A 13,417-nucleotide genomic window follows, 5' to 3' on the forward strand; every position below is an offset into this window, starting at 1 on the left:
AGCCAATGCCCCGATGCCCCTTACACAGACCCGGAGGAACACCGTCCCGGAAACGAACGCCCAGAACGCCGGGAACGGCCGGAACGACCGGAACAGCCAGAACGTCCAGAACGACCAACCGGACCGCCGACCGAACTGGAACGCCAACCGGACCGAACCGCCGACCCGAATCGAACCCACCCGGCCCCACCCCGGCGCCCCCGCCATCGGGCCACCAGGCCACCGGGCCACCGCTCAGCCCGCCCGGTGCACCACCGCGTCGCACAGGCTCTCCAGCGCCACCTTGGCCGTACAGGGCGGCAGCGGCGCGAGCGTGGCGCGGGCGTCCTCGGCGTAGCGCACGGTGTCCCGGCGCGCCTGTTCCAGCGCCGGGTGCTTGCGCAGCCGGGCCAGCGCGTCGGCGTGCCGCACGTCGTCGGTGAGGTCGCCGGCCAGCAGCTCGGCCAGCTCGCGGTCCTCGGGGGTGGCGTCGGGGCCGCCGGCCAGCGCCCGCACGTGCAGGACCGGCAGCGTCGGGATGCCCTCGCGCAGGTCCGTGCCCGGCGTCTTGCCGGACTCGTGGGAGTCGCTGGCGATGTCCAGCACGTCGTCGGCGAGCTGGAAGGCGGTGCCGAGCCGCTCTCCGTACTGGGTGAGGATGTTGACGATGGACTCGTCGGCGCCGGACATCATGGCGCCGAACCGGCCCGCGACGGCGATCAGCGAGCCCGTCTTGCCCGCGATGACGTCGAGGTAGTGGTCGATGGGGTCGCGGTCGTCGCGCGGCCCGGCCGTCTCCATGATCTGGCCGGTCACCAGGCGCTCGAACGCCTCGGCCTGGATGCGCACGGCCTCCGGCCCGAGGTCGGCGAGGATGTGCGAGGCACGGGCGAAGAGGAAGTCACCGGTCAGGACGGCGAGCGAGTTGCCCCAGCGGGCGTTGGCGCTCGGCACGCCGCGGCGCACCGCGGCCTCGTCCATCACGTCGTCGTGGTAGAGCGTCGCCAGGTGGGTGAGCTCCACGACGACGGCCGAGGGCACGACGCCGGGCGCGTGCGGGTCGCCGAACTGCGCGGCCAGCATCACCAGCAGCGGCCGGAACCGCTTGCCGCCCGCCCGTACGAGGTGCTGCGCGGCCTCCGTGATGAACGGCACGTCGCTTTTGGTGGCCTCCAGAAGGCCCTCCTCGACAGCCCCCAATCCGGCCTGGACATCGGCCTCAAGAGCCTGGTCCCGCACGCTCAGCCCGAAGGGCCCTACGACGGTCACGAGGGGTACTCCTGTCTGCTGACGATCAAACGGAATGTCGATCTGTCACTGTCTTCACCATTGGCCAGCGTATCCGGTCGCTCTTCGATCACCGTGAGCGCCCGCCCACGGGGGGCCTCCCAGGCGCCACGCGGGCACCCCCACGCCTCCCGCGCCGGGGCTCCGGCGGGGCCGTCGGGGGTGTTCCCGGTCACCTTGGGAGACCGGTGCGTTCCGCTTCGGGGTTGTGTCGCTTTTCCGACATCCGGTGGCGTCCGGTATGCGGCGACTCTATCCATATGCCGACTTACCGCGGCCCGGCCCCGTCACCCGTCCTCGGCGGCCCCCGCCCGCGCACGCGCATACAGGCGACGCGCACATACAGGCGAGGGGTGCGGGAGACCCGCACCCCTCGCCGTCGACGCCATCGCGTCCTCCGCCGCTCCGGGGCGCGTCCGAGGCGGCAGCCCGGACGGACGCGTCCGGGCCAGCCCGCGCGGACGCGTCCGGGTCGGCCCGCGCGGACGCGTCCGCATCACTCCGGGCGGAGCGCCAGGCGGAGCGCCAAGCGGGGCTCCAGGCGGATCTTCAGGCAGACGCGTCCGCGCACGCCCGCACGCCCGCACGCCCGACCGCGTACGAACGCACCACGCCGGGACTACTCCGCAAGCAAGAACCACCCCTGAGCCGAGCGCTCCCTCAGCCCCGTCCCCGGTCTCGTCCCCTCATCCGCCCCCTCACCCGTGCGCCGCCGCCAGCGCCCGCGCCAGCCGCGGCGAGGCGAACTCCGTCCCGCACACGAACCGCATGACCGGCCCGAAGGAGGCCGCCGCCGGCAGGCCCGTGAAGTACAGGCCCGGGACGGACGAGCCGTAGCCGGCGTCCAGGCGCGGGCCGCCCGCGCTGGTGACGATCTCCGTGCGGAGTCCCTGGCCGAGGAAGTCCAGCGCGGCCAGATCCATGCGGTAGCCGGTGGCGGCCAGGACGTGGTCCGCGCCCAGTTCGCCGCCGCGGCCGTCCGGCCCGCGCAGCGTCAGCACGGGGCGCCCGTCCTCGATCCGCGCCCGCGCGATCCGGCGCCCGGCCGTGACCTGCACCCGGCCCACGAACCGGTCCCGCAGCCACCAGGCGCCCAGCGGCCCCAGCACCCGCTTGACCAGGAACTTGCGGGTGGGCGGTGGCAGGTGGCGGAACCCGCCCGCGTAGTACGTGAAGGCGTACAGCGACCAGGCGTTGCCGAAGGGGGTCTCGGGCCGCAGCTTGGGCTGCCGGTCCGGCGGCGCGCCGAAGCCGACGGCCGCGCGCCCGCGCGCCACGATGCGCACGGACCGGGCGCCCGACTCGGCGAGCAGCACCGCGCTCTCCAGCGCCGACTGCCCGGCCCCGATCACCAGCACGTCCTTGCCGGCGAACCGGGACAGGTCGTGGTGCTGGGAGCTGTGCGAGATCGGCCCGGTGGGGGACGGCCCGTCGGGCACGGCGGCGAGGAGTTCGGACGGCATCCGGGCGAGCCCGGTCAGGCCGGTGGCCACCACGACCGCGCGGGCGGTGAACTCCTCGCCGCTGTCGAGCTTGATCTCGAAGGCGCCGCCACGCCGGTCGACGGAGACCACCCGCACCTGCTCCAGGTCGGGGACCAGCTTCTCCTGGAACCACTGGCCGTACCGGATGAAGGTCTCCACGGGGATGACGTCCCAGTCGGACTCGTACCGCCGCTCCCCCACGGCGTCGCAGAAGTCCACCAGCGTGTGGCCGCGCTGCGGGGTGTCGATGTTGGACGCCACCGGCGTCGACTTGAGCAGCATGCCCGCGGGCATGTGCGCGCGCCAGCTCACCATCGGGCTGCCGAAGACCCGGACGGGCAGCCCGCGGGCGCGTAGGTGGGCCGCCGTGGACAGGCCGAATGGTCCGGCCCCGATGACTGCTACCGGAGTGATCACTGAGGTCCCCTCCCCGAGGTGGTGCGATTGCCGGTGCGGTGGTGCTCCGTACGCGGGGCCCGGGCGGGACTCCCGCGTTCGGGCTCCCGTTTGTATGGGCTCCGGTGTACGGCTCCCGTGTACGGATGTGTCGGATGCGGATGTGACGGGTGCGGTGCACGTGTGACGGATGCGGATGTGACGAGTGCGGATGTGACGGATGCGGTGCACGTGTGACGGATACGGATGTGACGGACGTGGTGCACGCCGAAGGCCGGACGCGGGCGCCCTCCCGCCCCGTCCGGCCGTGGCTATCTGCCGGAACGCGCCCGGCGGGTGGCCCGCCGCAGTTGCAGCAGGTGCTTGACGCCCGGCCGGACGAACCGGGCGAGCATGGTGAAGAACGGCTTGAGGTCGTCCGGGGCCAGCCACGCCAGTTCCGTCCCGGTGGCGCGGGTGGGGGCGTGCGGCGTGGTGTAGCCGCTGCGGCGGTAGGCGAGCAGCGCGGGCAGGTCGATGTTCTCGACGACGAACCGGTGCCCGGCCCGCTGCTCGGCCTCCGGGACCTTGCGCCCGGTCAGGTCCAGGTGCTGGGCGCGGACCACGTCCACCCCCGCCTCGTTCTCGAACAGGCGGAACTGCGCGCCCATGCGGGGGTTGAAGTCCAGCAGCTTGTACCGGCCGTCGCGGCGGTCGTAGCGCCAGTCGAGGTCGATGATCCCGCTGAAGCCGATGCGTTTGATGAACTGGGCGGACATCTCGGCGAGTTCGTGGTTGTCCACGACGTACGCGCAGGCCGTCATGCCCGCGTGCGGGGGCCAGGAGCGCACCTTGACCCCGGTGAACATGGTCAGCGCCGTGCTGTCCGCGTCGAAGTAGGCGTGCGTGATCCAGTCCTCGGCCTGCTCGCGCGGCAGGTACTCCTGGAGGATCACCCCGGGCCGCGGCCCCCAGTCGCGCGCCAGGTCCAGCAGCTGTTCCGGCCCCGCGATGCGGGTGGTGCCGGGGACGGCGGGGTGGCGGCGGCGCTGGAAGGCCTCGCGGTTCTTGGCCACCACCGGGAACCGGGCCCGCGCCGCGAACCGTTCGACGTCCTCGTAGGACTCGGGGAACGCGGCGTCCGGGGAGGGCACGCCGTGCTCGACGCACAGTTCGTGCAGCCCCTGCTTGCTGGCCAGCCGGCGCGGCAGCGCGGGGTCCGTGCGCGGGAAGAGGAAGGCGTCGCCGAGGACGTCGGCGTGCTCGCCGATGAGGACGGCGGCCTCCTCGTCGGTGGGGATCAGGACGGTGGGCCGCCCGATCCGCCGTCCGATCCGCAGCAGCCCGTCCACCAGCCGCTCGGGGTCCTCTCGTCCGGTGGTCGGCCAGACGAAACGTCCCCGCAGGTAGCGGGAGGTGGCGGCGGGCGTGAAGCGGTCCTCGGTGATGGCGTACATGGGGACGCCGAGCCGGCCCAGACTCCGGATCGCCCCCACTCCGCCGTGGTGCAGCGGATAGTCACCGATCTTTACGATCAAACCCGGAACGCTCCGGTCGATCCCGAACAGTGTGCTGCTGCGAGCCACCTGTCCCCCCAACGGCTCGGTCCTCCCCGACCCCTGCCCCGCCACAGGACGCTAGGTGCGAATTACCCCTTCCGGCACCGTCTTTCCGGACATTACGAACTCTTTAGCCCCCTCTGGCGCGACCGTGCCCCCTATCCACCTCTTCACCTTTGCGTCGTCTCCTGCTCGATATGGCTCATTTGTGTTTCCCGACTGTCCTGTCCGATTCGCCTGTCGAGCGTTCGGCGACCTGTTCCGCCCCAGGCGTACAGAGGTAGCGGAGAAGGACGACGGACCGTGACGAGCCCCGGTCCGCACTCCCGGCACTCCCGGCGTCGCGCGCGCGGACGACGAACGCCGACGAGCCCCCGGCCCGCCCCCGGCCCCCGATCCCCCATCCCCCCACCGCCCCCCGGGCCGTAATCTGATCGCGGGCCCACCGGCCCACGGTCCGTACGACACGCGGCCCGAGGTACGTCCGCAGCGCCCCGGTCCCCCGCGGGCGTTCGGCTCCCCGGGCGACGACGAACGCGAGGAGCTGTCCATGCCCGAGCAGAGCCCGCTCGACCTGCCGGAAGGCGACCCCTTCGGCCCGCACAACCTCCCCTACGGCGTCTTCAGCACGCGCGAGCAGCCCGGCCACCGCCGGATCGGCGTCCGCTACGGCGCGCACGTCCTGGACCTGCACGCGCTGGCCACCACCTCCCCGTCGCCGCACGCCGCCCTGCTCACCGCCCCGACGCTCAACCCCCTGATGGCGGCGGGCCGTTCCGTATGGCAGGCCGTGCGCGAGGCGGTCCGCGCGGCCGTCACCGACCCCGCGCACCGCGCGACCACCGAGGACCTGCTGATCCCGCTGGACGAGGTCACCCTGCACCTCCCGTTCGAGGTCGCCGACTACGTCGACTTCTACGCCAGCGAGCACCACGCCACCAACGTCGGCCGGATCTTCCGCCCCGACGGCGCCGCGCTCACCCCCAACTGGAAGCACCTCCCGATCGGTTACCACGGCCGGTCCGGCACCGTTGTCGTCACCGGCACACCGGTGGTACGGCCCAGCGGCCAGCGCAAGGCGCCGTCCGACCCGGCGCCGGTCTTCGGCCCCTCCGTCCGCCTGGACATCGAGGCCGAGGTGGGCTTCGTCGTCGGCACGCCGTCCGCGCTCCACGAGCCCGTCGGCCAGGACGCCTTCCGCGACCACGTCTTCGGCGTCTGCCTGGTCAACGACTGGTCCGCCCGCGACCTCCAGGCGTGGGAGTACGTGCCGCTCGGCCCCTTCCTGGGCAAGTCCTTCGCCACCTCCGTCTCGGCCTGGATCACGCCGCTGGACGCCCTGGACCACGCGCGCACCGCGCCGCCGTCCCGCGACGTCCCGCTGCTGCCCTACCTGGACGACGCCCGGCGGGAGCCCGGCGGTTTCGACATCCGCATCCAGGTGGACATCAACGGCGAGACGATCTCCCGTCCGCCGTTCTCCGCGATGTACTGGACGGCGGCCCAGCAGCTCGCCCACATGACGGTCAACGGCGCCTCGCTGCGCACCGGCGACCTGTTCGCCTCCGGCACCGTCTCCGGGCCCGAGCCGGACCAGCTCGGCTGCCTGCTCGAACTCACCAAGGGCGGCGGACCCTACCTCCAGGACGGCGACGAGGTCGTCCTCACCGCCTGGTGCCCGGGGCCGGACGGCGCGCGCATCGGCCTCGGCGAGGTCCGCGGACGCGTCGCCCCCGCCCACGCGGAGTCCACGGGTGGGCCCGCCGCCGACGACCCCGCGGCGGTTCCGCCCGCGTCGTGAACGGGCCGAGCGGGCCGGTCGGGCCGACGGGTCCCACCGCCCCGACCGGGCTGACGCTGCCCGAGGAGCTGCTGCTCCTCGGGCTCGACCCGGAGACCGGCCGGACGCGGAGCAACCGGTCCTACCTGCGGTACGGGCTGGCCGGCGCGGCACTCGCCGAACTGGAGTGGGCGGGCCGGGTCGCCGAGGGGCACGGGAGGCGGATCACCGTCCTGAATCCGCTCCCCCTCCAGGACCCCGTTCTGGACGCCGCCCTGGCGACGTTGCCGCACCCGTCCGGCAAGGGTGGCGGTCGGCAGGCCAAGGCCCGCGTCTGGGTGCGCCGCGCCGCGCGGGAGGTGGAGGAGGCGTGCCGGAACCGGCTGGTCGAGCGGGGCGCCGTGCGCCGGGAGACCCGCCGGCTGCTGGGGATCTTCCCGTACGAGCGGCTGCCGGCCGGCCAGGCGGGGCTGTCCTGGCCGGTGCGGGAACGGTTCCGGGCCGCCCTGGAGGCGGGGCTCCCGGAACCCCGGTACCGCACGCTCGCCGCGCTGGCGGCGGCCGTCGACCTGGCCCCGCGGCTGCTGCCCGGCCGCGCCGAGGCGCGTCGGCGCCGGGAGCTCAAGCGGCTCGCCCGCGAGGAGTGGACGGTGCACGCCGTCCTGCGCGCGGTCCAGCAGGACAAGTCCTCCTCGGGAGGGGACGGGGGCGATGGGGGCGGAGGGGGCGGGGACGGGGGCGGCTGAGCCCCCGGCGGTGAAGCGGGCGGCCCGGTCGGGAAGAGGCGCCGGAAGCAACGGGGCGGCCCGATCGGAAGAAGGCGCCGGAAGCGACGGGGCGGTCCGCCCGGAAGAAGACGCCGGAAGCGACGGGGGCGGAAACGGGGCGCGGACGCCCGGTGCGCGAAGTGCGCAGGGACATCCCGAATGCCACCATGCGCCGCCCCTGTCCCGGATTCGGGGGAACGTTTACCCCATACCCGACTGCTAGCCTCGCGTCTCCCTGTTCCCCCAACGGAGGAGGCACACGTGCGCAACGCAGCACCGATCGCCGGGGCGGCCGTCGCCGCCGCACTGCTGCTCAGCGGTTGCGGCGGTACGGGTGACGGAGCCGGTACCGGCAAGGTGGCGAGCGGTTCTCCCGAGGCGAGCCGGTCCGGGGACGGGGAAGGCAAGGACGCGGACCAGGCGTTCCAGGGCGCCTGGGAGGCCGGCACCGACGGGACCAAGGTGATCCTCGTCGTCGCCGAGCGCACCGCGTCGCTGAGCGTGGGCCGCAAGACGGCCTGCCTCGGCACCGTGGAGGGCCGCACCGTCACCGTGAGGTGCAGCAACGGGGACACCACCCGCACCACGGGCACCCTGGAGCCGGGGAACGACAGCAAATCCCTCACCGTGGCCTGGAAGGACGGCCCGACCGACGCCTTCACCCGCTCCCCGGCCGGTGGCATCAAGCTGCCCAGCGGCGCCCCGACGAGCCTGCCGTCCGAAGTGCCGACGACCCTGCCCTCCAGCATCCCGACGGGCCTCCCGAGCGAAATCCTCCCCAAGCTCCCGGCCGGCAACTGACCCGCAGCCGCACGCGACCCGGCCCCTGCCCCCCTACCCCCACGCGCAAAGGCGCCCGGCTTCCGATCCCCCGAACCCCAGGCGCCTTCCCCCCCACCTCCACACGCAAAGGCGCCCGGCGTCCGACCCCCCGAACCCCAGGCGCCTTGCCGCGCGGCGCGCCTCAGCGCACGAACACCCCCGCCTGCTGGGCCAGATCCAGGAAGTACTGCGGCGCCAGCCCCAGCACCAGCGTGCCCGCGACGCCGACCCCGATGGCCGTCATCGTCAGCGGGCTCGGCACGGCCACCGTCGGCCCGTCCGCCTTCGGCTCGGTGAAGAACATGAGCACGATGACGCGGATGTAGAAGAACGCCGCGATGGCCGAGGAGATGACACCCACCACGACCAGCGCGCTCGCCCCGCTCTCCGCCGCCGCCTTGAACACCGCGAACTTGCCCGTGAACCCGGAGGTCAGCGGAATACCCGCGAACGCCAGCAGGAAGACCGCGAACACCGCCGCCGTCAGCGGCGAACGGCGGCCCAGCCCCGCCCACTTGGACAGGTGGGTCGCCTCGCCGCCCGCGTCCCGCACCAGCGTGACCACCGCGAACGCGCCGAGCGTCACGAAGGAGTACGCGGCCAGGTAGAACAGCACCGAGGAGATGCCGTGCTCGCTGAGGGCGATGACACCGGCGAGGATGAATCCGGCGTGCGCGATGGAGGAGTAGGCCAGCAGCCGCTTGACGTCCGTCTGCGTGATCGCCACGACCGCGCCGACCAGCATCGTCACGATGGCCACGCCCCACATCACCGGCCGCCAGTCCCAGCGCAGCCCCGGCAGCGCCACGTACAGCAGCCGCAGCAGCGCGCCGAAGGCGGCGACCTTGGTGGCGGCGGCCATGAAGCCGGTGACGGGGGTGGGCGCGCCCTGGTACACGTCCGGCGTCCACATGTGGAAGGGCACCGCGCCGACCTTGAACAGCAGGCCCATCAGCAGCAGCGCCCCGCCGATCAGCAGCAGCGCGTCGTTGCCCATCGTCCCGGCCAGCGCGGGGTCGATCTCCTTGGCGCCGTCGCCGACGACCTGGGCGATCCCGGCGTAGGAGACGGTGCCCGCGTACCCGTACAGCAGGGCGATGCCGAACAGCAGGAACGCCGAGGAGAAGGCGCCGAGCAGGAAGTACTTCACCGCCGCCTCCTGGGACAGCAGCCGCTGCCGCCGGGCCAGCGCGCACAGGATGTACAGCGGGAGGGAGAAGACCTCCAGGGCGACGAACAGGGTCAGCAGGTCGTTGGCGGCCGGGAAGACGAGCATCCCGCCGACCGCGAACAGGGCGAGCGGGAACACCTCGGTCGTGGTGAACCCGGCCTTCACCGCCGCCTGTTCGGCCTCGCCGCCGGGGACGGCGGCGGCCTGCGCGGCGAAGGAGTCGACCCGCTTGCCGTGTGCCGCCGGGTCCAGCCGCCGTTCGGCGAAGGTGAACACCGCGATCAGGGCGACGAGCAGGATGGTGCCCTGGAGGAAGAGCGCCGGGCCGTCCACGGCAATGGCGCCCATGGCGGCGATCCCCTGCTTGCCGGAGGTGGCGGAGCCGAACCCGCTCGCCGCCAGGCCGATGACCGCCGCGAACGCCGACGCGAGCGCCAGCACCGACAGCACCAGTTGGGCGTAGTAGCGGGTGCGGCGCGGCAGCACCGCCTCCAGGACGATGCCGACCACCGCGGCACCGAGGACGATCAGGGTGGGCGCGAGCTGGGTGTACTCGATCCGGGGCGCCGGGATCTTCCCCGGTACCTCGGCCGCCATCGTCCACAGGCTGTGGACGCCGGTCACGGAACTCATCGGGCGGCCTCCGTCTTCTGCTGCGGCTGGGGATCATGCCGGTCCACGACGGACAGCGTGTGCCGCACCGCCGGGTCGACCAGGTTCGTCAACGGCTTGGGGTACACGCCGAGGAAGACCAGCAGCGCGACCAGCGGCACCACGACGACCAGCTCCCGCGCCTTCAGGTCGGGCATCGCCCGCACCTCGGCCTTGACCGGCCCCGTCATCGTGCGCTGGTAGAGGACCAGGACGTACAGCGCGGCCAGCACGATGCCCACCGTCGCCACGATCCCCACCGCCGGATACCGGCTGAACGTGCCGACCAGCACCAGGAACTCGCTGACGAACGGCGCCAGCCCCGGCAGCGACAGCGTGGCCAGCCCGGCGACCAGGAACGTCCCGGCCAGCACGGGCGCCACCTTCTGCACCCCGCCGTAGTCGGCGATCAGCCGCGAGCCGCGCCGGCTGATCAGGAACCCGGCCACCAGCATCAGCGCCGCCGTGGAGATGCCGTGGTTGACCATGTAGAGCGTCGCCCCGCCCTGGCCCTGGCTCGTCATCGCGAAGATGCCCAGGACGATGAAGCCGAAGTGCGAGATGGAGGCGTAGGCCACCAGGCGCTTGATGTCCCGCTGGCCGACCGCGACCAGCGCCCCGTACAGGATGCTGATCAGCGCGAGGACGAGGATCACCGGCGTCGCCCAGGAGCTGGCCTCCGGGAAGAGCTGGAGGCAGAAGCGGAGCATCGCGAAGGTGCCGACCTTGTCGACCACCGCCGTGATCAGCACGGCGACCGGCGCGGTGGCCTCGCCCATGGCGTTGGGCAGCCAGGTGTGCAGCGGCCACAGCGGCGCCTTGACGGCGAAGGCGAAGAAGAAGCCGAGGAAGAGCCACCGCTCGGTGCCCGTCGCGATGTCCAGGTCCCCGGCGTCGCGGGCCTGGACGATCTGCTGGAGCGAGAAGGTGCCGGAGCCCAGGTCGTCGGCGGTGACGACGTACAGCCCGATCACCGCGGCCAGCATGATCAGGCCGCCGGCGAGGTTGTAGAGCAGGAACTTCACGGCCGCGTACGAGCGCTGGGTGGCGGCCCGCTCCTCGCCGTGCTCGCCCGCGCGGTCCCCGAAGCCGCCGATGAGGAAGTACATCGGGATGAGCATGGCTTCGAAGAACAGGTAGAAGAGGAAGACGTCGGTGGCCTCGAAGGAGATCACCACCATCGCCTCGACCGCCAGGATCAGCGCGAAGAACCCCTGGGTCGGCCGCCACCGGGAGCGCCGTTCGCCGGGCCCGTCCGTCTCCAGCCGGTCGGCGTCGTGCCAGCCCGCCAGGATGACGAACGGGATCAGCACCGCCGTCAGCGCGATCAGCGCCACCGCGATGCCGTCCACGCCCAGTTCGTAGCGCACCCCGAACGCGGGGATCCACTCGTACGACTCGCTGAGCTGGTACGGGCCCTTGGCACCCGAGTCGAAGCGGAAGGCGACCACCGCCGCCAGCACCAGCGTGGCCAGCGAGAAGAGGAGCGCCACCCACTTGGCGGCGGTGCGCCGGGCGGCGGGGACCGCCGCGGTGACGATCGCGCCGGCGGCCGGGACCGCGGCCGTGAGGGTCAGAAGGGGAAAGGACATGGCTCACACACCCCTCATCAGCAGCGTCGCGGCGATCAGCACGGCCACGCCGCCCAGCATCTGCACGGCGTACGAGCGGGCGTAGCCGCTCTGCCACTTGCGCAGCCGCCCGGACAGCCCGCCCATGGAGGCGGCGGTGCCGTTGACCGCGCCGTCCACGACCGAGTGGTCGAGGTAGACCAGGCCGCGGGTCAGGTGCTCGCCGCCGCGCACCAGCACGACGTGGTTGAAGTCGTCCTGGAGGAGGTCCCGCCGGGCGGCCCGGGTCAGCAGCGAACCGCGCGGCGCGACGGCCGGCACCGGCTTGCGTCCGTACTGGAGCCAGGCGAGCCCGACGCCGAGCAGCAGCACCACGATCGTGGCGGCGGTGACGGCCGTCGCGCTGAGCGGGGAGTGCCCGTGCTCGAAGTCCGTGACGGGCCGCAGCCACTCCACGAAGGCGTCGTTGAGGCTGAACAGTCCGCCCGCGGCCACCGATCCGACGGCCAGCAGGATCATCGGGATCGTCATCGTGCGGGGCGACTCGTGCGGGTGCGGCGGGGCGTACTCGCCCCGGGTCTCGGCGGCGGGCTCCACGTCCGGCTCGGCGGGCGAGGGGGTGGGCGCCTTGCGCCAGCGCTCCTCGCCGAAGAACGTCATGAGCATCACCCGCGTCATGTAGAACGCGGTGATGGCCGCGCCCAGCAGCGCCGCGCCGCCCAGGATCCAGCCCTCGGTGCCGCCCTTGGCGAACGCCGCCTCGATGATCTTGTCCTTCGAGAAGAACCCGGACAGCCCCGGGAAGCCGATGATCGCCAGGTAGCCGAGGCCGAAGGTGACGAACGTGACCGGGAGGTACTTGCGCAGGCCGCCGTAGCGGCGCATGTCCACCTCGTCGTTCATCGCGTGCATCACCGAACCGGCCCCCAGGAACAGCCCGGCCTTGAAGAAGCCGTGGGTGACCAGGTGCATGATGGCGAAGGCGTACCCGACCGGGCCCAGCCCGGCGGCCAGGATCATGTAGCCGATCTGCGACATCGTCGAGCCGGCCAGCGCCTTCTTGATGTCGTCCTTCGCGCAACCGACGATCGCGCCGAACAGCAGCGTCACCGCGCCGACCACGACCACCGCGGTCTGCGCGTCCGGCGCCCCGTTGAAGATCGCCCCGGAGCGGGTGATGAGGTAGACGCCCGCGGTGACCATGGTGGCCGCGTGGATCAGGGCGGAGACCGGGGTCGGGCCCTCCATCGCGTCACCCAGCCAGGACTGCAGCGGCACCTGCGCGGACTTGCCGCAGGCCGCCAGCAGCAGCATCAGCCCGATCGCGGTGAGCTTGCCCTCCCCGGTCTGCCCGGCCGCGTCCAGCACCGGCCCGAACGCGAACGTCCCGAAGGTGGTGAACATCAGCATGATCGCGATGGACAGGCCGATGTCGCCGACCCGGTTGACCAGGAACGCCTTCTTGGCGGCGGTGGCCGCGCTGGGCTTGTGCTGCCAGAAGCCGATCAGGAGGTAGGAGGCCAGGCCCACGCCCTCCCAGCCGACGTACAGCAGCAGGTAGTTGTCCGCGACGACGAGCAGCAGCATCGCCGCGAGGAAGAGGTTGAGGTAGCCGAAGAAGCGGCGGCGCCGCTCGTCGTGCTCCATGTAGCCGACCGAGTAGAGGTGGATCAGCGATCCGACCCCGGTGATCAGCAGGACGAAGGTCATCGAGAGCTGGTCGAGCTGGAAGGCGACGTCGGCCCGGAAGCCGCCGACCGGGATCCAGCTGAACAGGTGCTGGTGCAGCGTGCGGTCCCCGGCGTCCCGGCCGAGGAGATGGGCGAACAGGACGGCGGCGACGGCGAAGGACACCACCGCCAGCCCCGTACCGATCCAGTGGCCCCCGCGGTCCAGTCTCCGGCCGCCGCACAGCAGCAGGGCCGCGCCGAGCAGGGGGGCCGCGACGAGCAGCGCGATCAAGTTCTCCAC

The 13,417-nt window shown here is 72.7% G+C and carries 9 protein-coding genes; 3 read left to right on the plus strand and 6 right to left on the minus strand.

Features of this window, described 5'->3' with window-relative positions:
• Positions 1-234: 234 nt before the first annotated feature.
• The 3 genes from ABZX96_RS06260 to ABZX96_RS06270 form a co-directional block, all read right to left on the minus strand.
• Positions 235-1,248, minus strand: coding sequence for a polyprenyl synthetase family protein (locus tag ABZX96_RS06260; RefSeq protein ID WP_355538723.1), 1,014 nt, complete (start codon positions 1,246-1,248; stop codon positions 235-237).
• Positions 1,249-1,964: 716 nt separating this feature from the next.
• Positions 1,965-3,167 (minus strand): FAD-dependent oxidoreductase, encoded by a 1,203-nt coding sequence (locus ABZX96_RS06265; protein WP_355538726.1) that lies wholly within the window; start codon positions 3,165-3,167, stop codon positions 1,965-1,967.
• A gap of 290 nt (positions 3,168-3,457) precedes the next feature.
• Positions 3,458-4,711: an ATP-grasp domain-containing protein gene (locus ABZX96_RS06270; RefSeq protein WP_355538729.1), complete on the minus strand. Its 1,254-nt coding sequence runs from the start codon at positions 4,709-4,711 to the stop codon at positions 3,458-3,460.
• Between the two features lie 523 nt (positions 4,712-5,234).
• Between ABZX96_RS06270 and fahA the strand changes: the two genes are divergently transcribed.
• The 3 genes from fahA to ABZX96_RS06285 all read left to right on the plus strand — a co-directional run bounded on the left by fahA (position 5,235) and on the right by ABZX96_RS06285 (position 8,032).
• Positions 5,235-6,485 (plus strand): fumarylacetoacetase, encoded by a 1,251-nt coding sequence (gene fahA, locus ABZX96_RS06275; RefSeq protein WP_355538732.1) that lies wholly within the window; start codon positions 5,235-5,237, stop codon positions 6,483-6,485.
• Positions 6,482-7,210 (plus strand): GPP34 family phosphoprotein, encoded by a 729-nt coding sequence (locus tag ABZX96_RS06280; RefSeq protein ID WP_355538735.1) that lies wholly within the window; start codon positions 6,482-6,484, stop codon positions 7,208-7,210. The genes fahA and ABZX96_RS06280 overlap by 4 nt, the downstream gene beginning before the upstream one ends.
• A 282-nt stretch (positions 7,211-7,492) precedes the next feature.
• Positions 7,493-8,032: a hypothetical protein gene (locus ABZX96_RS06285; protein ID WP_355538738.1), complete on the plus strand. Its 540-nt coding sequence runs from the start codon at positions 7,493-7,495 to the stop codon at positions 8,030-8,032.
• A 163-nt stretch (positions 8,033-8,195) separates the two neighbouring features.
• On the opposite strand, the gene nuoN is transcribed toward ABZX96_RS06285, so the two are convergent.
• Genes nuoN through nuoL form a run of 3 tightly spaced genes read right to left on the minus strand, consistent with a single transcriptional unit; the run spans position 8,196 to position 13,417 of the window.
• Positions 8,196-9,857, minus strand: coding sequence for an NADH-quinone oxidoreductase subunit NuoN (nuoN, locus tag ABZX96_RS06290; protein ID WP_355538741.1), 1,662 nt, complete (start codon positions 9,855-9,857; stop codon positions 8,196-8,198).
• Positions 9,854-11,467, minus strand: a complete 1,614-nt coding sequence (locus ABZX96_RS06295) for an NADH-quinone oxidoreductase subunit M (RefSeq protein WP_355538744.1) — start codon at positions 11,465-11,467, stop codon at positions 9,854-9,856. The genes nuoN and ABZX96_RS06295 overlap by 4 nt, the downstream gene beginning before the upstream one ends.
• 3 nt (positions 11,468-11,470) lie before the next feature.
• A complete protein-coding gene (nuoL, locus tag ABZX96_RS06300) occupies positions 11,471-13,417 on the minus strand; it encodes an NADH-quinone oxidoreductase subunit L (protein ID WP_355538747.1) in 1,947 nt (648 codons plus the stop codon).

Source organism: Streptomyces sp. NPDC003077 (assembly GCF_040611095.1).
In the GTDB taxonomy this organism is placed as follows: domain Bacteria; phylum Actinomycetota; class Actinomycetes; order Streptomycetales; family Streptomycetaceae; genus Streptomyces.